The sequence below is a fragment of the Micromonospora sp. WMMA1923 genome (genome assembly GCF_049179195.1).
GTDB lineage: Bacteria > Actinomycetota > Actinomycetes > Mycobacteriales > Micromonosporaceae > Micromonospora > Micromonospora yangpuensis.
The window spans coordinates 4,659,315-4,685,421 of record NZ_JBMHLZ010000001.1; the positions used below are offsets into that span (position 1 = coordinate 4,659,315).

General features: G+C 72.2%; 23 protein-coding genes and 2 tRNA genes. 11 read left to right on the forward strand and 14 right to left on the reverse strand.

The window, feature by feature from the left end; genetic code table 11:
* The first annotated feature begins 129 nt into the window (after window positions 1-129).
* Both ACN28G_RS21040 and ACN28G_RS21045 read left to right on the forward strand, forming a co-directional pair.
* Window positions 130-945: an ATP-binding protein gene (locus ACN28G_RS21040; protein WP_421480174.1), complete on the forward strand. Its 816-nt coding sequence runs from the start codon at window positions 130-132 to the stop codon at window positions 943-945.
* Window positions 946-1,004: 59 nt separating this feature from the next.
* Window positions 1,005-1,577, forward strand: coding sequence for a DUF5709 domain-containing protein (locus ACN28G_RS21045; protein WP_091443315.1), 573 nt, complete (start codon window positions 1,005-1,007; stop codon window positions 1,575-1,577).
* Window positions 1,578-1,587: 10 nt separating this feature from the next.
* Here the strand turns inward: ACN28G_RS21045 and ACN28G_RS21050 are convergent, their stop codons facing one another.
* The gene (locus tag ACN28G_RS21050) at window positions 1,588-2,235 is read right to left on the reverse strand and encodes a response regulator (RefSeq protein WP_421480951.1); all 648 of its coding nucleotides are present in this window, start codon (window positions 2,233-2,235) and stop codon (window positions 1,588-1,590) included.
* An 8-nt stretch (window positions 2,236-2,243) separates the two neighbouring features.
* Window positions 2,244-3,389 carry a MacS family sensor histidine kinase gene (macS, locus tag ACN28G_RS21055; protein ID WP_091443318.1) on the reverse strand — a complete coding sequence of 382 codons (1,146 nt, stop codon included), beginning with the start codon at window positions 3,387-3,389 and terminating at the stop codon, window positions 2,244-2,246.
* Between the two features lie 156 nt (window positions 3,390-3,545).
* On the opposite strand from macS, the gene ACN28G_RS21060 reads away from it, so the two are divergent.
* Both ACN28G_RS21060 and glpK read left to right on the forward strand, forming a co-directional pair.
* Window positions 3,546-4,007 carry an ATP-binding protein gene (locus tag ACN28G_RS21060; RefSeq protein WP_229688637.1) on the forward strand — a complete coding sequence of 154 codons (462 nt, stop codon included), beginning with the start codon at window positions 3,546-3,548 and terminating at the stop codon, window positions 4,005-4,007.
* Between the two features lie 61 nt (window positions 4,008-4,068).
* The gene (glpK, locus tag ACN28G_RS21065) at window positions 4,069-5,553 is read left to right on the forward strand and encodes a glycerol kinase GlpK (RefSeq protein WP_091443321.1); all 1,485 of its coding nucleotides are present in this window, start codon (window positions 4,069-4,071) and stop codon (window positions 5,551-5,553) included.
* 4 nt (window positions 5,554-5,557) lie between these two features.
* Here glpK and ACN28G_RS21070 read toward each other — a convergent pair whose 3' ends face one another.
* Window positions 5,558-6,391: a phosphoribosylaminoimidazolesuccinocarboxamide synthase gene (locus tag ACN28G_RS21070; RefSeq protein ID WP_421480175.1), complete on the reverse strand. Its 834-nt coding sequence runs from the start codon at window positions 6,389-6,391 to the stop codon at window positions 5,558-5,560.
* A gap of 221 nt (window positions 6,392-6,612) precedes the next feature.
* On the opposite strand from ACN28G_RS21070, the gene ACN28G_RS21075 reads away from it, so the two are divergent.
* Complete coding sequence (locus ACN28G_RS21075; protein ID WP_421480176.1) at window positions 6,613-7,947, forward strand: ABC transporter substrate-binding protein; 1,335 nt, start codon at window positions 6,613-6,615, stop codon at window positions 7,945-7,947.
* A gap of 13 nt (window positions 7,948-7,960) precedes the next feature.
* On the opposite strand, the gene ACN28G_RS21080 is transcribed toward ACN28G_RS21075, so the two are convergent.
* From ACN28G_RS21080 to ACN28G_RS21100, 5 genes are all read right to left on the reverse strand, one after another.
* The gene (locus tag ACN28G_RS21080) at window positions 7,961-8,209 is read right to left on the reverse strand and encodes a hypothetical protein (protein ID WP_091447296.1); all 249 of its coding nucleotides are present in this window, start codon (window positions 8,207-8,209) and stop codon (window positions 7,961-7,963) included.
* A gap of 141 nt (window positions 8,210-8,350) precedes the next feature.
* Window positions 8,351-8,427, reverse strand: a tRNA-Met gene (locus tag ACN28G_RS21085).
* A 148-nt stretch (window positions 8,428-8,575) separates the two neighbouring features.
* Window positions 8,576-8,652: transfer RNA gene (locus ACN28G_RS21090), tRNA-Met, on the reverse strand.
* Between the two features lie 144 nt (window positions 8,653-8,796).
* A complete protein-coding gene (locus ACN28G_RS21095; RefSeq protein WP_421480177.1) occupies window positions 8,797-11,829 on the reverse strand; it encodes a UPF0182 family protein in 3,033 nt (1,010 codons plus the stop codon).
* Between the two features lie 216 nt (window positions 11,830-12,045).
* On the reverse strand, window positions 12,046-13,059 hold the full coding sequence (locus tag ACN28G_RS21100; RefSeq protein WP_421480178.1) for a PDZ domain-containing protein: 1,014 nt from the start codon (window positions 13,057-13,059) through the stop codon (window positions 12,046-12,048).
* Between the two features lie 180 nt (window positions 13,060-13,239).
* Between ACN28G_RS21100 and ACN28G_RS21105 the strand changes: the two genes are divergently transcribed.
* Complete coding sequence (locus tag ACN28G_RS21105) at window positions 13,240-14,469, forward strand: zinc-dependent metalloprotease (protein ID WP_091443332.1); 1,230 nt, start codon at window positions 13,240-13,242, stop codon at window positions 14,467-14,469.
* A 76-nt stretch (window positions 14,470-14,545) separates the two neighbouring features.
* Here ACN28G_RS21105 and ACN28G_RS21110 read toward each other — a convergent pair whose 3' ends face one another.
* A complete protein-coding gene (locus ACN28G_RS21110; RefSeq protein ID WP_421480179.1) occupies window positions 14,546-15,181 on the reverse strand; it encodes a hypothetical protein in 636 nt (211 codons plus the stop codon).
* Between the two features lie 17 nt (window positions 15,182-15,198).
* A complete protein-coding gene (locus ACN28G_RS21115; protein ID WP_091443338.1) occupies window positions 15,199-15,729 on the reverse strand; it encodes a M48 family metallopeptidase in 531 nt (176 codons plus the stop codon).
* A gap of 505 nt (window positions 15,730-16,234) precedes the next feature.
* Between ACN28G_RS21115 and ACN28G_RS21120 the strand changes: the two genes are divergently transcribed.
* The 3 genes from ACN28G_RS21120 (at window position 16,235) to ACN28G_RS21130 (ending at window position 19,181) form a co-directional block, all read left to right on the forward strand.
* Window positions 16,235-16,402 carry a DUF5679 domain-containing protein gene (locus ACN28G_RS21120; RefSeq protein WP_007464795.1) on the forward strand — a complete coding sequence of 56 codons (168 nt, stop codon included), beginning with the start codon at window positions 16,235-16,237 and terminating at the stop codon, window positions 16,400-16,402.
* Between the two features lie 183 nt (window positions 16,403-16,585).
* Window positions 16,586-17,731, forward strand: a complete 1,146-nt coding sequence (locus ACN28G_RS21125) for a TOMM precursor leader peptide-binding protein (RefSeq protein ID WP_421480180.1) — start codon at window positions 16,586-16,588, stop codon at window positions 17,729-17,731.
* A gap of 121 nt (window positions 17,732-17,852) precedes the next feature.
* A complete protein-coding gene (locus ACN28G_RS21130) occupies window positions 17,853-19,181 on the forward strand; it encodes an ABC1 kinase family protein (protein WP_091443349.1) in 1,329 nt (442 codons plus the stop codon).
* Window positions 19,182-19,627: 446 nt separating this feature from the next.
* Here ACN28G_RS21130 and ACN28G_RS21135 read toward each other — a convergent pair whose 3' ends face one another.
* From ACN28G_RS21135 to ACN28G_RS21145, 3 genes are all read right to left on the reverse strand, one after another.
* Window positions 19,628-19,993 carry a WhiB family transcriptional regulator gene (locus ACN28G_RS21135; RefSeq protein WP_091443355.1) on the reverse strand — a complete coding sequence of 122 codons (366 nt, stop codon included), beginning with the start codon at window positions 19,991-19,993 and terminating at the stop codon, window positions 19,628-19,630.
* A gap of 129 nt (window positions 19,994-20,122) precedes the next feature.
* Window positions 20,123-20,377 (reverse strand): hypothetical protein, encoded by a 255-nt coding sequence (locus ACN28G_RS21140; RefSeq protein WP_091447299.1) that lies wholly within the window; start codon window positions 20,375-20,377, stop codon window positions 20,123-20,125.
* A gap of 148 nt (window positions 20,378-20,525) precedes the next feature.
* A complete protein-coding gene (locus ACN28G_RS21145) occupies window positions 20,526-22,700 on the reverse strand; it encodes an ATP-dependent DNA helicase UvrD2 (RefSeq protein WP_421480181.1) in 2,175 nt (724 codons plus the stop codon).
* Between the two features lie 103 nt (window positions 22,701-22,803).
* Between ACN28G_RS21145 and ACN28G_RS21150 the strand changes: the two genes are divergently transcribed.
* Both ACN28G_RS21150 and ACN28G_RS21155 read left to right on the forward strand, forming a co-directional pair.
* A complete protein-coding gene (locus ACN28G_RS21150) occupies window positions 22,804-23,073 on the forward strand; it encodes a mycoredoxin (protein WP_091443363.1) in 270 nt (89 codons plus the stop codon).
* Between the two features lie 360 nt (window positions 23,074-23,433).
* On the forward strand, window positions 23,434-24,420 hold the full coding sequence (locus ACN28G_RS21155; protein WP_421480182.1) for a hypothetical protein: 987 nt from the start codon (window positions 23,434-23,436) through the stop codon (window positions 24,418-24,420).
* Window positions 24,421-24,628: 208 nt separating this feature from the next.
* Here the strand turns inward: ACN28G_RS21155 and ACN28G_RS21160 are convergent, their stop codons facing one another.
* Entirely contained in the window at window positions 24,629-25,975 is a 1,347-nt protein-coding gene (locus ACN28G_RS21160) for an MFS transporter (RefSeq protein ID WP_091443367.1), read from the reverse strand.
* Window positions 25,976-26,107 lie beyond the last annotated feature (132 nt).

Genomic DNA, 26,107 nt, shown 5'->3' on the forward strand with positions numbered 1-26,107 from the left:
CACCGGACGGCGACAGTCGGTGCCCCGCACATTCCGACGCCGTCGGGTCGGCATGACCGGCCACCGGTGGGGGTACGGGCGAAGGATGCCGTTGACCTGCCCGTCCGATGTCGGCCCCGGAGTACGCAGATGAGCTGGGCCGAGAACGCCGCCGCCCACTCGGGGTCGGCCGTGCCCACCGACCGGCGTACCCCGCCCGAGGTGCGCTGCCGGGTGGAGGCCGGGCCCGGCACGGGAACCGTCCGGCTCGACGGCGTGCTCACCCGGGCCGACGGCGAGGCGGTACGCGACGCGCTGCTGGCCGCGGTCTGGGAGCACGCCGGTCCGGTCCTGGTCGATCTCACCGGTCTGCGGGGCGCCGAGCCCTCCGCCGACCGGGTGTTCGCCGAGGCCCATCGGGCGGTGGCCGGTTGGCCCACGGCGGGGCTGGTCCTGCTCGATCCGGCGGAGGTGACCGGCCGGGGCGGCTCCGCCCCGTTGGACCCGTACGCGCCACGGCTCTGCGCGACCCTGGCCGAGGCGCGCGCCGCGCTCGCCGGTGCCCGGTCGACCCCGGCGGTCGACGTCGACCTCGCGCCGGTCGTCGGGGCGGCCCGCCAGGCCCGTGCGCTGATCGGTGCGAGCTGCCAGCGGTGGGAGTTGCCGGAGCTGGTCGAGCCGGGTTGCATCGCGGTGACCGAGCTGGTCAACAACGTGGTCGCGCACGCCGGCACGACGATGACGGTCCGGCTGGCCCCGCAGGTGGGAGCGCTGCGGCTGGCCGTCCGGGACCGTTCCCGGCGGCTACCGTCCTACGCGGGTCTCGCCCCGCCCACCTCGACCGGGGGCCGGGGACTGCTGCTGATCGACACGGTCGCCCGGCGCTGGGGCAGCACCGCGGTACCCGACGGCAAGGTGGTCTGGTGCGTCCTGCACGCGGAGGACGAGTTGTCCTTTCCCCGGTGAGGAGCAGCCGGGGCGGCATGGTCGGTTAGTGCCGTGGAGGCAGTGGGTAGTGCTCAGCCATGCGCGACGACGAGTTCCCGACGCCCGTGTCCGACCCCGAGGCGGACGGCCTGCCCGACACCGCCGACGACGACTCGACCGCCCACGACGACGTGGCGACCGGGCGGGAGGCGGACGGTCCGGACCCGGCCCAGTTGCCAGGTGACCGCACGCCGGTGGCCGTCGACCGGTTCGGCACCACGGCCGAGGAGCAGCTCGACGGTGAGTCGCTGGACTACAAGCTCGACCGGGAGCAGTACGAGCGGCCGGCCGACGACCCGCTGGCCGGCCCGGTGGATCCGGACATCGCGGCGGAAGCCGACAGCGAGGAGGCCGCGGCACAGGCCCAGCTCGACGCGGACGTGATCGATCCGGGGCCGACCTCGGACCCGAACTCGCCGGTCTCCATCTACGACCACGGCCAGCTCGGCACGGTGGCCGGACACGAGGTGGGACGGCTCGTCGAACCGGACGAGGGGGTCCGCAGCGACCAGGAGAGCGATTCCGTCGCGTACGACGCGGGGGCCGCCGGTGGTGGGGCCAGCGCCGAGGAGCTGGCGATCCACGAGACCCGCCCGCCCGAGGCGCACTGACCCGGGGCGGTCACTCGTCCAGACCCTGCTCGATCGCGTAACGGGTCAGCTCGACCCGGTTGTGCAGCTGCAGTTTGCCCAGGGTGTTCTGGACGTGGTTCTGCACGGTCCGGTGGGACAGCCCGAGCCGCCCGGCGATCTGCTTGTAGGACATGCCCTTGGCCACCAGGCGCAGCACCTCGGTCTCCCGCTCGGTGAGTCGGGGTGCCGCGCCGCCGCGGCCGGCCGGGCCGCCCTCGGTGGGGTCGGCGGCGAGCCGGCGGTACTCGCCGAGGACCAGCCCGGCCAGCCCGGGGGTGAAGACCGGCTCGCCGGCGGCGGTCCGGCGCACCGCGTCCAGGAAGTCGGCCGGCGCGGCCGACTTCAGCAGGTAACCGGTGGCACCGGCCTTCACCGCGTCGAGGACGCCCTGCTGCTCCGCGCTGGCCGAGAGCATCAGCACCCGTACGTCGGGCAGCACCGCGCGCAGCCCGTGGATCACCTCGACCCCGGAGATGTCCGGCAGTTGCAGGTCCAGGACGACCACGTCGGGACGCGCCGCGGCGGCCACCCGGACCGCCTGCCGCCCCTCGCCGCTGGTGGCCACCACCAGGTGCCCGGCCTCGCCCAGGTCGCGGGCCACCCCCTCGCGCCACATCGGGTGGTCGTCGACCACCATCACCCGGATCACCGGTCGGTCCGCTCGACGGTCAGTTCCACCTCGGTGCCGTGGCCCGGCGCGGAGTGGATCCGCACCGATCCGCCGAGGTCGGCGACCCGGCCCCGGATGGACTGCGCGACACCGAGCCGGCCCTGGTGGGCCGCCTCGACCAGCCGGCCCTGCGGCATGCCCGGGCCCTCGTCGCGTATCGAGACCGTCACTGTCGTCTCCTCATCCTCGATCAACACCCAGGCCCGGCCGCCGGCGTGCCGGTCGACGTTGTCCAACGCCGCGCCGGCCGCCGCGGCCAGTTCCCGGGCCACCCGGGCGGGCAGCGGCACCGGCGTGGCGGGGGCCGACACCGAGACCGTCGCCGAGGCGTACCGGCCCAGCAGGGTACGCAGGTCCAGGGTGCCGGAGGGCGACGACCCCGGCTCGTCGTCGGCGGCCGACCGGCTCGGGTCCCCGCTGATCAGTGCGCGCAACGCCGCCTCCTGCTCACCGGCGAGCCGGGCCAGTTCACCCGCCTCGCCGTCGAGGGCCGCCCCGCGCCGTTGCACGAGGGCGAGCACCTGGAGCACCGAGTCGTGGATGCCCCGCGCCAACCGTTCCCGTTCCCGGGTCGCGGCCTCCAGCTCCACCGCCCGTTGCAGACGCTGCTCGGCGGTCACCGCCAACCGGGCGACGTGGCCGACCACCCCGCCGGCGAGGAGGATCAGGATGGCGCCGGTGAACGACGAGTTGTTGAGCCGCTCCCGGGTCACCAGCAGGTCCGTCCCGGCGACCAGCAGGGCGGCCACCGTGCCCCGTCGCCGGCCACCGGAGACGGCCCAGGCCAGCACCGGCCCGCCGAGCCAGGCCACGGCGAGGGTGGGCACGCCGGCGGCCAGCGCCGCGCGGCCGACCACCCAGGGGGTGACGAGCAGGACACCGAGCACCACCAGCAGGTCGGCCAGGAGCAGCGGCCAGCGCCGCCAGGCCGGCCGGGCGTAGGCCACCGCGCTCAGTACGCTCCAGGCCAGCATCACCAGCAGGACCACGAACGCCGCCAGCGGGCGGGCGTACCGGTGGGCGTCGCGCAGGACCAACGCGCAGACGTACGCCAGCGAGGCGAAGCGGAACACCGCGATGGCCCGCCACAGCGGTCCTTCGAGACCGCCGGGCGAGGACATGGCGACACCATGCCACAGGCGGGTCAGCTGCCCGAACGGACGACCGACCACTGCCAAATGATGCCACTTAAACCCACAAAAGCCGCAAATCACTCCTGGTCTCGGTCGCCAGGGTGGCACACGGCGAATGCGGATACCCGCACACCGCGTACGGTTGTGCCCATCGAACCTTTCGTCCTCATCGCCGAAGCCTTCGACGAAGGCCGGGTGACCGAGTTACGCCACTCGGTCACCTCCTGCGCGCATGCCGCCGGACTACGCGGTCAGGGCCTGGACGACTTCGTGCTGGCGGTCAACGAGCTGATCACCAACGCGGTCCGGCACGGTGGCGGCCAGGGCTGGCTGCGGTTGTGGCCGGCCGCCGGACAGCTCGTCTGCGAGGTAGCCGACCACGGGCCCGGCATCAGCACGCAACGCCTGGACGACCGGAGCCGCCCCGCGCCGGAGACCGCCGGAGGCTGGGGCCTCTGGCTGGCCCGGGAACTGAGCGACGCCATGGAGGTCGAGACCGGGCTCTCCGGCACGACCGTCCGGATCAGCGCCGCGATCACCGTCCTGGCCGAGCAGACCGGCGAGCACCAGGCCGGCCACCGGGCGGGGCAGGCCGACACCGCCTGACGCGCCTCCGGCGGCCCGCGCGGAGACTGCGCGCCGGCCCCGGTTTCGGTACGGTGCCGGGGTGACCCCCCAGTACGTCGCCGCCATCGACCAGGGCACCACCTCGTCCCGGTGCATCGTCTTCGACCGGGCCGGAGACATCGTCTCGGTGGCGCAACGCGAGCACCGGCAGATCTTCCCCCGGCCGGGCTGGGTGGAGCACGACGCCGCGGAGATCTGGGAGAACGTCCAACTGGTGGTCCGGGAGGCGCTCGCCGCCGCCGGCACCGACCCGGGCGGGCTCGCCGCGGTGGGCATCACCAACCAGCGGGAGACCACCGTCGTCTGGGACCGGGCCACCGGCCAACCGGTGGCCAACGCCATCGTCTGGCAGGACACCCGCACCGGGCCACAGCTGCGCGAGCTGGAACGCGGCTACGGCGAGCAACGGCTACGCGAACGGACCGGGCTCATCCTGGCCACCTACTTCGCCGGCCCGAAGCTGCGGTGGCTGCTGGAGCACGTCGACGGGCTGGCCGAACGCGCCGAACGGGGTGAGGTCCTCTTCGGCACGATGGACAGCTGGCTGATCTGGAAGCTGACCGGCCGGCACGTCACCGACGTCACCAACGCCAGCCGGACCATGCTGATGGACCTGCGCACCCTCGACTGGGACCCCGAACTGCTCGACGCCCTGGGGGTGCCGGCGGCGATGCTGCCGCAGATCCACTCCTCCGCCGAGGTGTACGGCACCGCCGGCGGGGTGCTCGAAGGGGTGCCGGTGGCCAGCGCCCTCGGCGACCAGCAGGCGGCCCTGTTCGGGCAGACCTGCTTCCAGGCGGGCGAGGCCAAGTGCACCTACGGCACCGGCAGCTTCCTGCTGCTCAACACCGGCACCGGGCCGGTCACCTCCAGCCACGGCCTGCTCACCACCGTCGCGTACCGGATCGAGGGTCAGCCGGCCGTCTACGCCCTGGAGGGGGCGATCGCGGTGACCGGGTCACTGGTCCAGTGGCTGCGGGACAACCTCGGCCTGATCTCCACCGCCGGCGAGGTGGAGGAGCTGGCCCGCACGGTCGAGGACAACGGCGGCTGCTACGTCGTACCCGCCTTCTCCGGGCTGTTCGCGCCACACTGGCGGCCCGACGCCCGCGGGGTGATCGCCGGCCTGACCGGCTACATCACCAAGGGGCACCTGGCCCGCGCGGTGTTGGAGGCCTCGGCCTGGCAGACCCGCGAGGTGGTCGACGCGATGAACGCCGACTCGGACGTGGCGCTGCGCCGGTTGCGGGTGGACGGTGGGATGACCGCCAACGAGCTGCTCATGCAGTTCCTCGCCGACGTGCTGACCGTACCGGTGGTCCGCTCCCGGATCACCGAGACGACCTGCCTCGGCGCCGCCTACGCCGCCGGTCTGGCCGTCGGCTTCTGGCCGGATCTGGCCACCCTGCGGGCACAGTGGCGCTCCGACGCCCAGTGGGAGTCCGCCATGGACCCCGGTGACCGCGAGCGCGAGCTGCACCAGTGGCGCAAGGCGGTACGACGCACCCTGGACTGGGTGGAGTGACCGGTCAGTCCCAGCGGTTGCCGGTCAGCTTCTCGTACACCTCGACGTAGCGCGCCCGGGTGGCCTTGACCACCTCGGCCGGCACCTCGGGGGCGGGGGCCTGCTTGTCCCACCCGCTGCCGGCGGCCCAGTCCCGGACGTACTGCTTGTCGAAGGAGAACTGGGCCCGACCCGGCTGGTACGACTGCGCCGGCCAGAACCGCGACGAGTCCGAGGTGAGCACCTCGTCGGCGAGGACCAGGGTGCCGTCCGGCGCCCAGCCCAGCTCGATCTTGGTGTCGGCGACCAGGATGCCCCGGTCGGCGGCCAACTCCGCACCCCGGCAGTAGACGTCGATGGTGATCTGGCGCAGCCGCTCGGCGGTCTGGGCCCCGACCTTCTCCACCACCTCGGCGAAGGAGATCGGCTCGTCGTGGGCACCGGCCGGCGCCTTGGTGGAGGGGGTGAAGATCGGCTCCGGCAGGATCGACGCCTCGACCAGCCCCCGGGGCAGCTCCAGCCCGCTGACGGCACCGGTGCGCTGGTACTCGGCGAACCCGCCACCGGTGAGGTAGCCCCGGGCCACGCACTCGACCGGGACCATCTCCAGCCGACGACAGCGGATGGCCCGGCCGGCGAACTCGGCCGGCACGTCGGTGCTGGAGATCACGTGGTTGGGCACCAGGTCGGCGAGCTGCTCGAACCACCACAGCGACAGCGCGGTCAACAGCCGTCCCTTGTCCGGGATCGGCGTCGGCAACACGACGTCGTAGACCGAGATGCGGTCGGAGGCGACCAGGATCAGGTCGTCACCGTCGGTGTAGAGATCCCGAACCTTACCCGAGTGCAGAAGTTCCACGCGCCTAGTACATCACGCGCCACCGCGGTGTCCGGAAACCCCACCGCAGTCGTACCCGCTGGGTACCCGGCGGTCACGGACCGCGACCGTCGTCGATCCGCTGACCGTACGGACCGGCCATCGTTGCCGGTCCGGCCGATGGGTCGACGTTGACACCCACGCGCGTCACCTGTGTAAATGGTCCGACCGCGTGCACCTGCCCGGCACCGAGGAGCCTCCCCTTGCCCGCCGCCCGACACCCTCTCCTGTCCCCTCCGGACGCCGATCCCGGCCGCCGGCGGCTGCTCGCCGCCGCCCTGGGACTGCCGGTCCTCGGCGTCGGCGCGCTCACCGGCTGCCAGGCCGACCGGGCCGCCCCGGTCCGCGAGGAGCCGGTGGAACTCTCCATCTTCTGGTGGGGCAACCAGCTCCGGGCGGAGCTCACCGAGCGCGCCCTGCGCCTCTACACCGCCCGCAATCCCCAGGTCACCTTCCGGGTCACCTGGCAGGCCAACAGCGGCTACTACGAGCGGCTCGCCACCCAGGCCGCCGCCGGCAACGCACCCGACCTGCTGCAGATCGACGACAACTTCCTCGCCGAGTACGCCCAACGGGAGATCCTGCTCGACCTCAGTGGACACGTCGCGGACAGCCGACTGGACCTGAGCGGCCTGCCCGAGAGCCTGGCGAGCTACGCCGAGGTGGGTGGCCGGACGATGGCGGTGGCCGCCGCCCAGAACACCCCCGCGCTGGCCTTCAACCGCAGCTTGCTGCGCCGGCTCGGCCAGCCCGAGCCGCAGATCGGGATGTCCTATCAGGAGTACCTGAGCTGGGCCGACCAGGTCACCCAGGCCAGCGGCGGCAAGGTCGCCGGCACCATGGACCCCTCCGGGGACTACCGGCCGTTCTGGCTCTGGCTGCGCTCGCGCAACGCCGAGCTGTACCGGGGCCGGCGGCTCGGGTTCGACGCCGACGACGTGGTCGACTGGTTCGACCTCTGGCAGCGCGCCCGTTCCGCCAAGTCCACTCCGAGGCAGGCGCTGGTGGACCGGGCCGCCGACGGCGACCCGTCCCGCCAACTCGTGGTCACCGGCGACAGTGCCGCCTCGTTCTGCTGGTCCAACCAGCTCGCCGACCTGCAGAGCCACACCGAGGACGAGATCGACCTGGTCAGCTGCCCCGGCCCACCCTCGGCACACTGGGCGCGGGCGTCGATGTACTGGGCGGCGTTCCGGGGCACCCGCCACGCGGACACCGCCGTCGACGTGATCAACTTCCTGACCAACAACCTGGCGGTGGGCGAGGCACTGGGCATCGAACGGGGGCTCAGCGCCAACCTCGGCGTCCGGCGGTACGTGCAGGACAACCTCACCGACGAGGCCGTCAAGCGCTCCGCCGCCTTCGAGGCGACCCTGGCCAGCCGGTTCGGGCCGGCGCCCGCGCCGCCACCGAAGGGGCACGGCAAGGTCCGCCGGTTGCTGACCGGTGCCGCGGAGAGCGTGCAGACCCGCCGCTCCACCATCCGGGCCGCCGCCACCCGCTTCGTCAACGAGGCCGGAGCGGCCCTCGCCGAGTGACCCGCCCGCCGGGTCAGCGGGGTGGGCCGCCGCGCCGGTTGCGGGTCAGCCGGAGCAGCAGCAGGACCACCGCGACGACCACCACCAGACAGCAGAGCAGCCCGATCACGCCGAACCCGCCCCGGGACCGCCGTCTGGCGGCCTCCAGCACCAGCTCACCGGTGCCACTGGACGCCCAGGCCGCGACGGGCACGAAGACCGACAGCGCGACCGTACCGAGGACCGCACCGAGCCGGCCCCACCATCTGCTCCACGAAGACATGACCTCATCCTCCCCGACCGGCGCAACGTCGGCAGCCCCGATCGCCCGGCCGGACGGACAGTGGTCGAAACCGGACACCCGGGTCGACCTCGGCCGGCGCACACGGCGAAGGCCCCGGAGAAGATCTCCGGGGCCTTCGGGTGGTAGCGGGGACAGGATTTGAACCTGCGACCTCTGGGTTATGAGCCCAGCGAGCTACCGAGCTGCTCCACCCCGCGTCGCTGGGAAAAGCTTAGCGCACCCCCGTCGGGAAGATCAGCCGGGGGGTCAGGACCGGAAGGAACCGGCCAGCAAACGCGGACGACCCCGAAGGGAACGGGCCTTCGAACGCGAACGGCCCCGAGGAGATCCTCGGGGCCGTTCGGGTGGTAGCGGGGACAGGATTTGAACCTGCGACCTCTGGGTTATGAGCCCAGCGAGCTACCGAGCTGCTCCACCCCGCGTCGGTAGGACAACCCTAGCGCACCACCCGCCGGCGGTGCAAAACGGCCCCGGAGAACCGGCGCGTGTACGGCGAAACCCGTGGTCGCGAGAGCAACAGAGCTCCCACGACCACGGGTTTCGTCGAGACCGAACCGCTCCCCGGGTCAGCCGCTCGGGCTGGGCGCGGGCGTGCCCGTCGGACTGGCGGCCGGAGACGCCGGGGCGTTCGGGTTGCCCGCCTGCTGGGCCCGCTGGAACGCGGCCATCGCCTCGTCCAGCTGCTTCAGCGCCTCGCCGTACCGGGCGAAGTCACCGGAGGTCTGCGCGGCCCGGACCTCGGCGATCGCCGTCTGCACGGCCTGGGCCGCCTCGGCCAGATCACCGGTCAGCTCCGGGGTGGTGCCCGGTGACGGCGGCGGGGTCGGCGAGGCCGGCGGCGTCTCGTCGTCCCCGGCCGGCGGCGCGGGCGTCTGGTTGCCCGCCCGTTCACCCTGCTCGACCAGCGCCTTGATGCCCTCCGACACGTTGTTGGCAAGCACCACGTACGAGCCGCCGTCGCCGTACGACATCAGCACCCGCTGCAGCAGCGGCGGCGCGTTCTCCTGGTTGGTCTTGACGTAGACCGGCTCGACGTAGAGCATCCCGTTGCCGAAGGGCAGGGAGAGCAGGTTGCCGTACTGCACCTGGGCCTGGTTCGAGGAGAGCAGGTTCAGCTGCTGCCGGATGTCGGCGTTGTTGGTCATCTGCTGGTGCACCTGCACCGGCCCGGAGATCCGGGTCTGGTCGGGCAGGTCCAGCACCTCCAGTCGGGGCTGCCCGTCGACGTACGACCCGCTGATCAGCGCGGCGAGGTTCTGCCGCCCGTTCGGAGTGACCGCCGAGGTCAGCTGGAACCTCGGCCCGTCCTGACCGGGGAACTGGGTGTAGAGGTAGTACGGGGGCTGCCGCTGCCCGCTGTCCGGGTTGTCCGGCACGCTCGGCACCTGCCAGAAGTCCTGCGCCGAGTAGAAGTCCCCCGGATCGGTCACGTGGAACTTGGTGAGCAGGTTGCGCTGCACCTTGAACAGGTCCGCCGGGTAGCGGAAGTGCTCGCTGAGCTCGGCCGGGATCTCCGACTTCGGCCGGACCAGGTCACCGCCGAAGGCCTTGTTCCACGCCTTGAGCACCGGATCGTTGTCGTCGAACTCGTACAGCCGAACGGTCCCGTCGTACGCGTCGACAGTCGCCTTCACCGAGTTGCGGATGTAGTTGACGTTCTCCCGGGCCAACTGGAAGGTGCCCCGGCCGGTCAGCTCGTCGGCGGTCTCCTGCTGGAGGTTGACCCGCTCGGCGTACGGGTAGGTCGCGGACGTGGTGTAGCCGTCGATGATCCACTGGATCCGGCCGTCGACCACCGCCGGGTACGGGTCACCGTCAACGGTCAGGAACGGGGCGACCTTCTCCACCCGGTCCCGCGGGTTGCGGATGTAGAGCAGCTTGGAGTTCTCGTTCACCCGGTCGGAGAGGAGGAAGTTCGACTCCTGCTCCTTGATCGCGTACAGCAGTCGGCGGGGGAACGACCCCACGTCGACGCCGCCGCTGCCGGTGTAGGTGTAGAACTCGCCGGTACCGGTGCCCTCACCCTCGCTGTCGCCGACCGGGCGGTCGAACTCCGCGTTGCGCTCGGGGTCGGTCTGCCCGACGATCGCGTAGTCGCCCGGCTCCATCCGCTCGCCGTAGTAGACCCGGGGCTGCTCGGTCGGGATGGTGTCGGCGCGGGCGGTGCAGAGCTCGCCCTGGGCGTTCTGCTCCTCCTGCTGGTCGTTGGCGTCGTCGAGGAAGCCGGAGACGAAGAACGGCTGCCCGCCGCAGACCACCCGGTTGGCCGGGGCCGCGACCAGCCCGTACCCGTGGGTGTAGACGGTGTGCCGGTTGATCCAGGTGTCCTGCTGGTTGCTGAGCTGCCGGTAGTTGATCTCCCGGAGGCCGACCACGTAGTCCTGGGTGGTGCCGTTGACGGTGTACCGGTCGACGTCGAGCTTCTCGCCGAAGTCGTAGAACTGCCGGACCTGCTGCCGCTGGGTGTAGGTCTCGGAGACCAGCTGCGGGTCGAGCAGGCGGATGTTCTGCACCACCGCGGTGTCGGTGGCCAGGCTCGCCGGTGGGGTGAGGTTGTTGGCCGCGTACCTGACCGGTTCGGTGCCGGCGAGCCCGAACGACGCCCGCGTCGCGTCGATGCTGCGCTGGATGTAGGGCGCTTCCTTGTCCTTCTCGCTCGGCCGGACCTCGAAGGTCTGCACCGCCCACGGGTAGATCCCACCGATCGCCACCGCGGAGACCCCGAGCAGGGCGAGCGAGATGCCCGGCCAGACGAGGTTACGCATCACCGCGTTGGAGAAGACGACGATCGCGATCGCCACCACGACCGAGATGTAGGCGAGGATCTCCTTGGCCGGCAACAGCGCGTTGACGTCGGCGTAGCCGGCGCCGTAGAGGTTGACGCCGTCGTTGTACTCCAGCAGCATCGCCCGCCGGTCGAGCACGTACGCGACCGCCTTGAGCCCGACGAAGACCGCGACCAGGGTGGTGACGTGGGCGCGGGCGGCGTTGGTCATCCGGTCGCCGACGCCCTGCAGCCGGATCCCGCCGAAGATGTAGTGCACGGCCAGCGCCCCGAGCAGGGCGAGCACCACCATGGTGAAACCGACCCCGAGCAGGTAGCGCCAGAACGGCAACTGGAAGACGTAGAAGCCGATGTCGATGCCGAACTCGGGATCGTCCACCCCGAAGTCGCCGCCGTTGCGGAAGAGCAGCCACTGGCTCCACCGGCTCTGCGCGGACAGCCCGGCGAAGATCCCGACGACGACCGCCACCAGCGTGATCCAGAGCCCCAGCCGAGGCCCGAGGAGCATCCGGTACCGCTCCAGGGTGGCCTGCTCGGCGGAGTGCGGCCGCAGACTGGGCCGCAGCCGGTGGGCCAACCAGAGGTTGCCGCCGATCAGCGCGGCCATCAGCACGCCGATGGTGAGGAAGAGCAGCAGCCGGGTGGTCAGCACGCTGGTGAACACGTCGGTGAAGCGGACCTCGTCGAACCACAGCCAGTCGGTCCAGACCTGCACCCCCCAACTGAGCAGGCTGAACAGCACGAACACCCCGACCAGCACGCCGATCGTGACGCGTCCGCGTCGGCTCATCCTCGGCAGGGGGCTGCTACGCATGACCACTGTTTGGCTCCGCACGCTCGATGTGATCGGCTCCGACCAGGCACCCCAGAGTACGGGGTGTTCCTGAACGCGTACGGTCAAGGTCTGGCCACGCCAGCTGTGTTGCACACCGGCGGCCGGGCGCACCCGGCCCGGTCGATGCCGCTGATCGAGACCGGTCGGTCGGTGCCGGGCGGGCCCCTCCGGCAGCGGGCGGGTGGCGCGTGCGGGTCAGCAGCGGACGGGTTGACCCCCCGAGCGGACCGCCGCCAGGGCGGTGAGCGCCTCGTCCAGCGAGCCGACCCGGAGCAGGGGCAGGTCGGGCTGGGGGTTGCGCAGCGCCTCCGCGCAGTTGTCCGCCGGCACCAGGAAGGCCTCCGCCCCGGCCTGCTTCGCCCCGACCAGCTTCTGGGCGATGCCGCCGATCGGCCCGACCCGGCCCTCGTCGTCGATGGTGCCGGTACCGGCGATGATCTTGCCCCCGGTCAGGTCCTCGGGCTCGATCTTGTCCACGATGCCGAGGGCGAACATCAGCCCGGCGCTCGGCCCACCGATGTCCCCCAGGTCGATCTTGAGGGTGAAGGGGTGCGGCTGCTCCTGGGCGATCTCCACCCCGATGCGCGGCCGGCCGTCCTGCTCCCGGCTGGTCACCGTCGCCGTGGCGGCCACCCCCGACCGGGTGTAGCCGATGGCCAGCGCGGTACCCGCCGGGGCCGCCCGGACCAGCTCGGTCAGGCTCGCCGCGGTGGTCACCGGCTGCCCCTCGACCGAGGTCACCACGTCACCGACGCGCAGCACCCCGGCGGCCGGGCCGTCGGCCGCCACCGTCTTGACCACCACCTGGATCGGGTAGCCCAACTCGGCCAGGGCGGCGGTCTCGGCGCTGGTCTGGGAGGTCCGGAAGTCCTCCTCGTTGCGCTGCTTGACCTCCTGCTGCGACTCACCGGGCGGGTAGACCAGCTCGCGCGGCACCACCGCCCGGTCCGAGGAGAACCAACCGGCCAGCGCCGAGCGCAGCTTGACGCTGGGCTGCACCCCGACCGTGGTCAGCCGCAGCTGGCCGGCGGAGGTGGAGGTCTCCCGCCCGGTGATCTGGATGACCTCGGTGCCGTCCTCGGTGCCCAACGTGTCGACGGTCGGCCCCGGACCGAGCACCACGTACGGAATGGGCGTAACCAGGACACCGACGCTCAACAGGGCGGTGAGCAGAGCACCGAGCAGGACGGTCACGCCACGACGTCTCATGCGCCAGAGCGTACCGACCGCGCCACCGGCGACCGGCGCGCGCCGCGACTTCGCCCTCAGCGCAACGCCGGTGGGGCCGACCTGGGGCGCGGCCCGCGTACCGTAGACGTCGTGCCTGATATTCCGTTCGGTTTCGCGCTCCCGGGTGGGCAACCACCAGACCCCAACGACCCCGCGCAGATGCAGCAGTTCATGTCCCAACTGCAGCATCTCTTCGCCGCGTCGGGCGGCGGTCCGGTCAACTGGGACCTGGCCCGGCAGGTGGCCGCCAGTCAGCTCGCCGCAGTGGGCGATCCGGCGGTCTCGCCGTTCGAGCGCAACGCGGTCGAGGAGGCGTTGCGGCTGGCCGACCTCTGGCTGGAGCCCGCCTCCGACCTGCCGTCGGGCATCCAGAACTCGGTAGCCTGGAACCGCAACGAGTGGATCTACCGGACCCTGGACGTCTGGCGCAAGCTCTGCGACCCGGTCGCCAGCCGGATGGTCGGCGCGATGGGTGACCTGGTGCCCCCGGAGGCCCGCGCCCAGCTCGGCCCGATGCAGTCGATGGTCGCCACCCTGGGCGGCGCGCTCTTCGGCGGTCAGCTCGGCCAGGCGCTCGGCTCACTCGCCGCCGAGGTGCTCTCCGCCGGCGACATCGGGCTACCGCTCGGCCCGGCCGGCACGGCCGCGCTCATCCCGGCCAACATCCGCGCGTACGGCGAGGGCCTGGAGCTGCCCGAGGACGAGGTACGCCTCTACGTCGCCCTGCGCGAGGCCGCCCACCAGCGGCTCTTCCAGCACGTGCCGTGGCTGCGCGGACACGTGCTCAGTGCCGTCGAGACCTACGCCGCCGGCATCCGGGTCAACCGGGAGGCGGTCGAGGAGGCGATGGGTCGGGTCGACCCGACCGACCCGGAGTCGATGCAGGCGATCGCGCTGGAGGGCATCTTCACCCCCGAGGACACCCCGGCGCAGAAGGCCTCGCTGGCCCGCCTGGAGACCGCCCTCGCCCTGGTCGAGGGCTGGGTGTGCCACGTGGTGGACAGCGCCGCCGCCGAGCGGCTGCCCAACGTGGTCCGGCTGGCCGAGGCGTTCCGCCGCCGTCGGGCCGCCGGTGGCCCCGCCGAGCAGACCTTCGCCGCCCTGGTCGGCCTGGAGCTGCGCCCGCGCCGGCTGCGTGAGGCCGCGGCGCTCTGGGCCGCCCTGACCGAGCACCGGGGCATCGACGGCCGGGACGCCCTGTGGGGGCACCCCGACCTGCTTCCCTCCGACGACGACTTCGCCGACCCGGTGGCCTTCGCCCGGGCCGAGCTGGACCTCGGCGAGTTGGAGAGCTTCGACTTCACCGCGCCGGGCGGCCCGCACGAGCAGGCACCGGGCGAGGCGCCGCGCCTCGCCGAGGAGCCCGGGGACGACGACAAGCGCCCCTGACCCGCGCACCGTCACCGCGTCACCGCCGGCTGGCCGGTGCCGGAGCCGGATCAGGCCGGCCGGTGCCGGAGCGGGATCAGGCCGGTCGGCCGGCGTCGGAGAGCAGGGCTCGGGTGGCGTCCCAGCCCGGTGTCGCCGGGTCGAGCAGGGCCAGGTCGGCGGGGCCGCGCAGCCGGTGCCAGGCCGGCGTGACCGCCACCTGACCAGGCTGCGGTGCCGCCGCGCGCAGCGCCGCCGGCCGCCCGGTGTCCAGATCCAGGTCCGGCAACCACCCGGGTACGGGCAGCCGCACCGCGACGCCCAGCAGCCCGGGACCGCCCGTCCCGGAGCCGGCGTCGTCCGCCCCCGCGACGCCCGGGGCGACGGCGACCGGACGGCTGGTGAGCGGGCGGAGCAGCTTGGCAAGGGTCAGCCCCGGCAGGTCGGGCGCGTCGGCGGCCACGACAGCCGCCTGGTCGTACCCGTCGAGCAGGCCGAGCACGGCAGTCGGTGTCGGTCGCGCCACCTCGTGCACCGCCGTACCCGGCCAGACGACCGCGTCGGCGAGCCACCGGTCGGCGGGCGTCACCGCCACCGCGGTCTCCACCTCGTTGAGGGTGGCGAGCAGGTCGACGACATCCTCGGCGAGGGCCGTGCGCCAGTCAACCGGATCGATGCCCGGCGGTGACCAGGTCACCGGGGCTAGCAGCGCCACCACCACACGTCGAACCACCCACCGACCCTAACCGGTCAGTCGGCGAGCGGGACGCCGGAGACCGCCGCGACGCCCTCCAGGTAGCCGCGCGCCCGTTCCGTCTTCGGGTAACGCCCGACCAGGGCCCAGAACCGGGCGTTGTGGCTGGGCACGATCAGGTGGGCCAGTTCGTGCAGCAGCACGTAGTCGAGCACCCAGTCCGGCATGTCCTGCAGCCGGTGGGAGATGCGGATGGTCCGGTCGGCCGGGGTGCAGGAGCCCCAGCGGCCGTTCTGGTTGCTCACCCACCGGACGCTGGCCGGCACCGCCTGCGGGCCGTACTCGCCGAGGTGCTGGTCGATCAGCCGGGCGGCCCGGGTGAGCAGCTCGGTGTCCGAGCGGCCCAGCCGACCCTCGCGGGCGGCGAGCCGGGCCAGCATCCGGTCCACCCACTCGCTCTCCTCGGCCCGGGAGAACTGGTCCGGGATGAGCACGACGACCCGCTCACCGTCGCGGTAGGCGGACACCGTACGTCGCCGACGCTGACTGCGCCGTACCTCGACGACCGGCTTCCGCGCCCCCGTCATCAGTGGGCCGCGCAGCCTCGGAATCCTGTCACGAGGAAAAGCTAATGCGTACTGACCAGGGATCCGCAAGGGTCAACCGCTCGACACGCGCCCGGAAAGTGGTGATTGGTCGTTAGGAGTCCTAAAAAATTATCCGTGACGCCGCTCCGAATGGTCTTCATCACCCTTCGTGGCGGGCACCCGGCCGGACCGGCCGGTCCACCCGGGCGGTGCGGCCGGCCAGCCACGGGGGCGGCGCAGGGGCACCGATGAGGGGGTTCGCCCGGCGTGTCCCCGCCAAACTGACTTATCCGACCTTATTCGCCATGCACACTCTCGACGTCGACTTCCTCACAGTGTCGATGCACGCCTGACATGGAACTGCCCAGACCTGGGTAGGGTCCGCGGACCAGCGGTCATGAGCATGATCGTGGAGCAAGACCCAGCGCCGGTGCCCCCGTGGGCCCGCCGCCGGGGGCAAACCGCCGGCACGGCAATGACCGGCGGACTAGACGAGGAGGGCACCGTGGCCGATCAGGCCCAGACCTACAACGGTTACTGCGTCAAGTGCAAGGAGAAGCGGGACTTCGAGGGACACGTCGAGGTCTCGAAGACCGGGATGAACATGGCAAAGGGCAAGTGTCCGGTTTGCGGGACAACAGTGAACCGGATCCTGGGCAAGGCGAAGGTCTGACCGTACGAACCCGAGGGGAGGGTGGCCGACCGGCCACCCTCCCCTCGGCATGTCGGCTACCCGACACGGTTACCGACCGGTTGTGGATAACTCAGGATTTCCTGTGGACAGCCCTGGACAGGGTGCGCCACACCTGTGGAAAACGAGCGACGGAGAGCGGGGACGCGGTGACTATCTGTCGACATGACCCGCGCCATCCTCCCCCGCCCCACCCTGCTGCCCGGTCTCGCCCGGCTCTGGCGTGACCGGCACACCCTGCAGCTCGGCGTCGAGCCCGGCCGGGCGGTACTGCTGGAGATCGCCAACCCCCGGGCGGCCCGCCTGCTCGACCTGCTCGACGGCAGCCACAGTGTGCGCAGCATCCTCGGGCACGCCTCGGTGAGCGAGGTGGCACCGGAGGAGGCCCGCGGGCTTCTCGACGCCCTGCACGCCGTCGGGCTGGTCGTACCCGCGCACACGCTGCTGCCCCGGGACCTCGCCGGGCCCGCGCGGACCCGGTTGACCGGCGAGGCGGGGGCGCTCGCGCTCACCCCGCAGCCGCTGCCCGGCACCCCGGCCCAGGTGCTGCGCCGACGACGCGGTGCGCGGGTGGTGGTGACCGGCGCGGGTCGGCTCGGCGGGCCGGTCGCCGTCGCCCTGGCGCAGGCCGGCATCGGCCACCTCGACCTCGACCTGGCCGGCCAGGTACGCCCGTCGGACCTGGTCGGCACCGGGCTACCCGCCGCCGACGTCGGCCGGTCCCTCGCCGCCGCGGTCCGGGACGCGATCCGCGGCGTCGCACCGGGTACGGAGACCCGGCCGATCCGGCGCGGCCGGGCAGACCTGGTGCTGCAACTCGGCACGGACCGGCCCGCCGCCCTGCTCGCCACCGGGTACGCCCAGCGTCGACAGGCTCACCTGCTGTTGACCCTGCGCGGTGGCGTACCGGTGGTGGGGCCGCTGGTCCGGCCGCCTGCCGGTCCCTGCCTGAACTGCCTCGACCTGCACCGCACCGACCGAGACCCGGACTGGCCGTCGTTGGCCGCCCAGCTCGCCGTGGACGGCCGGGAGGAGGCCTGTACGGTCACCACCCTGCTCGCCGCCACCGCGTACGCCGCCGCCGAGGTCCTGGTCCAGCTCGACGGCGGCACCCCGGAGACGCTCGGACGGGCCGTCGAGATCGGCGCCGCCGGGCAGCTACGTCGGCGGGTCTGGGCCCCCCACCCGTCCTGCGGCTGCTCGGGTGGTCGGCGTCGGAGCAGCGCACCCGGCCGGTCCGCCGGGAGTCCGGACGAGCGGGGCGGTGAGCCGGACGAGCGGGGCGGTGGGCCGGACGAGCGGGGCCGGTGAGCCGGGCGAGCGGGGCGGTGGGCCGGACGAGCGGGGCCGGTGAGCCGGGCGCGACGGTACCGACGGGCGAAGCCCGGGCGCGGAGCAGCAGCCAGCCCACCGAGTCGGTAACAATGGCCGGGTGACCGACATCCCGCGCCGGGCTGTGTCCCGGACCGCCAAGCTCGCCGCTCTGCCGCTCGGCTTCGCCGGGCGGACCGTCCTCGGCATGGGAAAGCGGGTCACCGGGATCGCCTCCGACGTGATCTCCGCAGAGATCCAGCAACGCACCGCCGAACAGCTCTTCAGCGTGTTGGGCCAGCTCAAAGGCGGTGCGATGAAGTTCGGTCAGGCCTTGTCGGTCTTCGAGGCGGCCCTGCCCGAGGACATCGCGGCCCCGTACCGGCAGGCGCTCACCAAGCTCCAGGAGGCGGCCCCGCCGCTGCCGGTCGCCAGCGTGCACAAGGTGCTCGCGGAGCAGCTCGGCCCGGACTGGCGGGAGCGGTTCGCCGAGTTCGACGACGTACCCGCGGCGGCGGCCAGCATCGGGCAGGTGCACCGCGCCACCTGGCGGGAGGCCGACGGCACCACCCGGGACGTGGCCGTCAAGATCCAGTACCCGGGCGCCGGTGACGCGCTGCTGGCCGACCTGAAGCAGCTCTCCCGGCTGGGCGCGATGTTCCGGGCGATCCAACCCGGGCTCGACATCAAGCCGCTCCTGGCCGAGTTGCGGGAACGGATCACCGAGGAGCTCGACTACGAGCTGGAGGCCGAGTCGCAACGCGCCTTCGCAGCCGCGTACGCCGACGACCCGGAGATCTTCATCCCGCCGGTGGTGTCGTCCGCGCCGCGGGTCCTGGTCACCGGGTGGGTCGAGGGCCGGCCGCTGGCCGACATCATCCGCGAGGGCACCGAGCAGGAACGCGACGAGGCGGGGCGGCTGATGGCCACCCTGCACCTGTCCGCACCCTCGCGCGCCGGGCTGCTGCACGCCGACCCGCACCCGGGCAACTTCCGCATGCTGGCCGACGGCCGGCTCGGCGTGATCGACTTCGGGGCGGTCGCCCGGATGCCCGAGGGCACGCCGGAACCGATCGGCCGGATCGCCGGGTTGGCCCTGCGCGGCGAGGCGGAGGCCGTGGTGGCGGGGCTCCGCGAGGAGGGCTTCGTCAGTACGACCGAGGAGATCGACGCCCAAGCCGTGCTGGAGTTCCTCCAGCCGGTGTTGGCACCGATCGCCGAGGAGGAGTTCCGGTTCACCCGGGCCTGGCTACGGGCCGAGGCGACCCGGCTGGCCAACCCCCGGTCCCCGGCGTACCAGCTGAGCCGACAGCTCAACCTGCCGCCGTCGTACCTGCTCATCCACCGGGTGACGCTGGGCTCGATCGGGGTGCTCTGCCAGCTTGAGGCGAAGGCGCCGTACCGGGCGATCCTGGCCCGCTGGTTGCCCGGCTTCGCCCCGACCCCCTGACCCGTCCCGGCCTCCAGCCCGCTGGACCCGCGCCGCCGTCTGGCCCCGCCCCGCCGTCTGGCCCCGCCCCGCCGTCTGATCGCGCCGCCGTCTGACCCCGCGCCGCCCCGGCTCAGTCCCGCACCACCCCGGCCCGCCCGTCGAGGTGTGAGAAGGGCCCCCTGCTATACCGAAAGCGTTAACAGGGGGCCCTTCCTTACCGGGGTTAGCGGGTGCCTAGGTCCAGGGCCGACTGGCGGCGGCCGTTCATGGCGACGGTACGGGCGGATCGGGTTGCCTCAGTGCTCGTGGTGGTACGACCGGCCTGAGGCCGAGGCATTCGAGCCCGGGACAACGCTTCGTGGAGTAGTTGCATCTCGACGGCTCCGTTCGGGTGGTGCAACAGCACGGACATCAGTTCGCTGATCGCCGGTACGGAACCGGCCGGGACACTGGTGGGAAACATGTCAGGCCGCCAACCGGACCGCGTTGCGCTGGTCCGACAGCCCGCTCGCGGCCAGCCGCGCCTCGGCCTCGGCCCGCAGCGCGGCGTCCCGGGCGAGGTCGTCCTTACGTGGACGGCCCCGGGGCCGCTTACGCGGTACGACCGCGCCACGCTCGAAGATCTCGCCGCCCCAGACACCCCACGGCTCGGCCCGCTCCGCCGCGCCGGCCAGGCACTCGACGCGCAGCGGGCAGTCCCCGCAGAGCGACTTGGCCAGCTCGAGCTCGGTCGGCGAATCGGAGAACCACAGGTCGGGGTCGACCTTCCGGCAGGGCAGGCTCGCCTCCAGCTCGACGTTCACGTCGAGGGTGGCCAATGCCAGGCTCATCGCCCGGTCACCTCTCTCTCACTTCGATCTTGTCGATCGCTTCGACGTACTGCTATGAGCAGAAAAAACGGAGGCCGCGGATCCCGGTAGCGGGTTCCGCGGCCTCGAGGTGAGCCGGTGGTCTGAGAATCAGACCGGTCTCCCTCGAGGTGGAACACCGCGGACGTCCAGCCGCTTCATGGCATTCGGGGCACCCTTGCCCGCGAAGCCACTGGTCCCCTCGACTCCGGTTGGCGCGACGGTGAGGGTCAGCTCGGGCTGAACCTCGACCTGGTGCACCTGCGGATCCGACAGTGGTGCCACGGTCAGCAGGACCGGGGCAGCCGACCACGTGGCGAGGCCAACGGGCTGCGCCTTCGGACGCTCATACGTGTAGATCTCCATCTGGCACACCCCCCTCACGTTCCCTCGGGTCGACTGGCTTCTCCACACTCGCCGATCGGCTGCCCATTGCCCCCTGAGCAGGGAGAATGGCGCCGCTCGCGTGGTGTGTCCTGAGGCTATTCCTCGCCCCGGGCCGAGGGCAAACGAATTACGGCGAGTTCTTGGAAGTTTTCTCAGAGCAGATCTCGTCGACGCTCGCGCCACCCACCAGGGCCAGCACCGCCGCCCCGTAGAGGCCCAGCTTGCGGGCCCCGATCCCGGCGATCGCGAGCAGTTCCTCGGTCCGGCCCGGTCGCCGTTCGGCCAACGCGACCAGGGTGGCGTCGGTGAAGATCACGTAGGCCGGCACCCGCTGCGCGCCGGCCACCCGCTGCCGCCAGTCACGCAGCCGGTCGTGCAGTTCCGGGTCGAGGTCGGACGGGCAGGTCGGGCAGCGCCCCAGCTTGCGGTCCGGCCCGGCGACGAGGGTCGCGCCGCAGATCCGGCAGACCACCACCTGGGCCCGTCGTCGCTCGATGCGCTGGGCCGGGGTGCCGGCCCGCTCGGCACCACCGGCCCGCTCGGTGCCACCGGAGCGGTCCAGCTGCGGCAGGAAACGCGACGGCCGACGGGGCCGCCCACCGGGTGAGCGGGCCGAGGCGTACGACAGCCAGAGCCCCTGCCGGGCCCGGGTGATGCCGACGTAGAGCAGCCGGCGTTCCTCCTCCACCTGCTCGGCGGTGCGCGCGTAGGTGATCGGCAGGGTGCCCTCGGCGAGCCCGACCAGGAACACCGCGTCCCACTCCAGCCCCTTGGCCGCGTGCAGCGACGCCAGGGTCACCCCGTCGACGGTGGGCACGTGCTGCTGGCTGGCCCGCCGTTGCAACTCGTCGTTGAAGTCGGCGAGGGTCACCGGGGGTTGCACCGAGGCCGCCGGCCCGAGCGGCACCACCGCCGGGGTGGCGGCGTACTCCTCGGCGAGCTGGACCAGCGCGGCCAGCGCCTCCCAGCGCTCCCGGGCGGCACCACCGGCCGGCGGGGTGTCGGGCGTCCAGCCCACCGCCGACAGCGCCTCGACCACGGCGGTCGGCAGCGGCGTCTGGCCGGGGATGGACCGGGTGGCCGCCCGCAGGGCGACCATCGCCTGCCGTACCTCGGTCCGCTCGAAGAACCGCTCCGCGCCCTGCACCAGGTACGGCACCTCGGCCTCGGTGAGCGCCTTCTCGTACGCCTCGGACTGCGCGTTGGTCCGGAACAGCACCGCGATCTCCCGGGCCGGGATGCCGGCGTCGATCAGCGACCGGCAGCGCGCGGCGACCGCGCCGGCCTCGGCCGGCTCGTCGGTGAAGATCCGCAGCTCCGGTTCGGGGCCGGTGGGGCGCTGGCCGACCAGCTCCAGCCGCAACCGGGCCTCGGTCCCCCGGGCCCGCGAGATCACCGCGTTGGCCAGCCCGACCACCTGGGGCGTGGACCGGTAGTCCCGGACCAGCCGGACCACCGTCGCCCCCCGGTGCCGACGGGCGAAGTCGACCAGGTACGACGAGGTGGCCCCGGTGAAGGAGTAGATCGTCTGGCTGGCGTCACCGACCACGGTCAGGTCGTCCCGACCGCCGAGCCACACCTCCAGCAGCCGCTGCTGCAACGGGTTGACGTCCTGGTACTCGTCCACGACGAAGTGCCGGTACTGGCCGCGGACCTGCTCGGCGACGTCGGGATGCTCCTCGATCCCCCACACCGCGGCGCGCAGCATGTCCTCAAAGTCGATCACCCCGTTGGACCGTTTGATCTGCTCGTACGCGGTGAAGACCTCGGCCACCTTCGCCGGGTCGTGCGGGGTGTCGCGCAGCGCCTTGGCCGCCGCCACCGCGTACTCCCCCGGCTCGACAAGCGAGGACTTGGCCCATTCGATCTCACCGGCCAGGTCCCGGGCGGCGGCCCGGTCGGTGCGCAGGCCGACCCGGGCGGCGGCGAGGGTGACCAGCCGGACCTTGCTGTCCAGCAGCTCGGGCATGGCCCGACCGGCCAGCAGCCGGGGCGCGAAGTACCGGACCTGCCGCAGTGCCGCCGCGTGGAACGTCCGCGCCTGCACCCCCGGGACCCCGATCAGCGCGAGCCGGCTGCGCATCTCGGCTGCCGCCCGGGCGGTGAAGGTCACCGCGAGCACGTGCCGGGCGGCGATCTCGCCGGTCAGCGACCGGTGCGCGATCCGGGCGGTCACCGCGCGGGTCTTCCCGGTGCCGGCGCCGGCCAGCACACAGACCGGTCCGGCCGGCGCGGTCACCGCGGCGCGCTGCTCCGGGTCCAGCCCGGTCAGCACCCGCTCGCCCGCCGAGTGAACCGCCACAGCCAGGAATCATCGCAGCTTCGGTTGACGTTGCAGTCTCTGGCTGGCCCGATCGTGAGCCAGTCGATCGTAGGTGCCGGACCGACCCGTTGGAGGACCCCAGATGTTGACCATGTATTCCACCCCGTGGTGCGGCTACTGCCACCGGCTCCGTTCCCAGCTGGACCGGGAGGGCATCGGGTACGAGGTGGTCGACATCGAGCAGGATCCGCAGGCCGCGGAGTTCGTGATGGGCGTCAACGGCGGCAACCAGACCGTGCCCACGATCCGCATAGTTCCCGCCAACGGCGGAGACGAGATCGTGATGACCAACCCCTCGATCGTACAGGTCAAGAATGCTCTGGCTCGTGCCAGTGCGGACATCAGTAGCTGATCGATTGCTCCCGTGGCCGCATACGCGGTCCAGGTGGCGCAGGAGGCCCCGGTGATGAGCCGGGGCTTCCCGCTGAATGCCCGAGCGCCTGCCAGGCGCTCTCCGCCTCAGCCTTGAGGTGTCGATGAAGGGTTGGGCGAGAGACGCCCAGTGCGTCAGCGATCGAGTCCGTCCTGATCAGACCGACGGTCGCCCGGCGGGAGCTACGTGGCATTGACAATGGGTGTCTCAGCTCAGTGGCGCGTCGCGGCCGTGGTGAGGAACGTGCGCCAGGCGGCCGGGGGTGAAGGTCAGGGGTGCGGCTTGAACCGGGTCCGGTTGACGTACGTAGTGAGGCTGAGTCGTCTGGGATGGAGCAGCATGACTGATGAGTGGGGTCTGGCGGATTTGCCGGGGCCAGATGATCCTTTCTGGCAGTTCAGCGACCAGGATTTCCCAGCTGTAGGGTTGGGAGACGCCGCGTTCGATGAGGAGTGGCTCGAAGGAATATTTGGCCCGCAGGAAGCGGCCGTGTCCGAAGGCTCGGCGGGCCGCCACGACGAGGTGGCACTGTCGGGTCCGTCGCAGGTGCCCCGGCCCCGGCAGTACGAAGGTCGTCACTACCGGGGCGCCCAGGAGTGGGCGGAAAGTATCGTCGAATACCACACCCTCGTCAATGGTGCGCCGCCCTCCGGTAGAGGAACGGCCCGGGCGGTCGGACACGAAGCCACCTATGACCGCCTGGCACATCTCCGGAACGGTCACACCAAGATCTCGCCGGAGGAGGCCCGAGTCCTCTCGACGTTGTCCGGCGACTGGGCTTCCATCGTCTTTCCGGAAGGCGCAAAAGGTCGCCCTCACTACCTGCAGGCGCTGAAAGGCCGACCAGAGGTGCCTCGGCCCCGGCAGAGGCATCACCGTGGTGCCCGGGAGTGGGCGGATCGTATCGTCGAATACCACACCCTCGTCAGCGGCGCGCCACCCAACAGCCAGAGAGCGGCCCTGGCGGTCGGACACGAAGCCACCTATACCCGCCTGGCACATCTCCGGAACGGTGTTAGCAAGATTTCGCCGGAGGAGGCCGGAGCTCTCTCGGCGTTGTCCGGCGGCTGGGCTTCGGTCGTCTTTCCGGAAGGTGCGAAAGGTCGCCCCCACTATTTGGCGATGCTGTCGGAGGCACCGTCGGGTGGCTTCACGGCGGGTGTCGGAGCGGAGTCCAGTAGCGCCTACGGCGATCCACGGGAGGTCTCCCTTCTCGCGGCTCTGACCTCACCGGGAACCTCACCACAGTTGCGGGGGCCCTCGGCGCAGTCTCCTTCCACGGCGTTCCCGACGACGCCGTCCAGGGCGTTCTCACCACCCCGATGACGGCGATGAACCCTTCGCCGTGACGGTGCGATCGCATGATGGGCGAGCCGTCGTCGCCCCGCTCGACGGAACCATCAGCTCTCGCGTACTCGCCCAACAAGGACCGGTTGGTGAAGATCGTCTGCACCGCGTTCGGGAGCCACTGGGTGGCCTCGGGCATCCAAGTGCTCCCCCCGCTTAACGCTTCCAGCAGAGAAGGGCGCCCTTCTCACCGTTCCCGCGGTGGGTTTGCGGGTTGGTGGGCGCCTGCCACCCGGACCAGCGGCTGCGCTCGACGCGGGGCCGGGATCCGGGTGGCCGGCACCGACCCGACCAACCCGGTCGTCAGGGCAGCCCCGGTCGGCGTCGGCGCGGTGGTGCGCCCGACGGGCGGTACCGGTGGCGAGAGCCGGCGCCCCCGCCACAGGAACCCCCCGGCGGCCACCGTGACCACGCTGACCAGCAGGAACAGCAGCCGGTAGTCGAGCACCCCGACGAGCAGCGCGCCGACCCCGATCGACACCGCCTGCGGGGCGCCGACCGCCGAATCGGTGGCGGCGGTGACCCGACCCAGCAGGCCGGCCGGGGTGGCCGCCTGTACCAGCGTGTTCAGTCCCACCAGGCTCAGCGGCAGGGCCGCGCCGGTCACCAGCAGCGCGGCGAAGCCGAGGCGGGGATCCGGGTACGCCAGCGCGCTGGTCGCCGCGCCGAAGAGGCCGACCCCGACGGCGATGGTGCCGACCTCGCCGATCCGGCGTACCACCCGGGCGGAGAGCAGCCCGCCGACGATCCCGCCCACCCCCTGCACGGTCACCAGCACGCTGACGAAGGCGGCGTCGCGTCGGAGCCCCTGGTCGACGTAGGCGAAGATCAGCGACTCGGTGAAGCCCATCACCAGGGAGGCCAGCCCGAGACCGAGCAGCGCCCGGCGCAGCGCGGGCTGGTCGGCCAGGTGCCGCAGCCCGGAGCCGAGCTGTGCCGACCAGCCCAGTCCCCGGGTCGACGGCACGGGCTCCGGGACCCGGAGCAGACCGGTAAGCACCGCGGCGACGCCGAAGCCGACCATGCTGAGCGAGGTCAACAGCCAACCGCCGGCCGCGGCGTAGAGCGCGGCCCCGGCCAGCGGACCCACCAACCGCAACCCCTGGCGTACGGTCTGCAGCGCGGCGTTGGCGTCGGCGAGCTGACCGGCCGGCACGATCGTGCGGATCAGCCCGTTGACCGTGGCGTTGACGATCACCTGGGAGAAGCTGTACAGGCCCGCCACCAGGTAGACCAGCCACACGTCGCCGGCGTCCCGGACGGCCAGCAGCGGGACGAGGACCAGGGCGGCGACGAGGTTGGCCCCGGCCAGGAACGGTCGACGGCGGTACCTGTCGATCACCCAGCCGACGAGTGGGGCCAGCACCTTCGGCGCGATGATGACGAACAGGGTCGCCCCGGCCAGGCCGTCGGAGCCGGTCAGGTCCTTGACCCAGATGGCGAGCGCGAGCAGCAGGGTCGACTCGGCGGCCCGACCGGCCGCCAGGGCCACGAAGAGCAGGCGGAAGTCGGGGTGGCGCAGGACGGTGCGCATGGTGGTCCTCCGGCGGGGGTGACGCGGGGTCGCAGCGAACGGAGCGGTCCCGTTCCGGACATCTTCGCTGGCATTTCCGCGAGACACGCGTCAGCCGAAGCTTCCTTCCCCGGCCGCGCCGTCCATACTTAC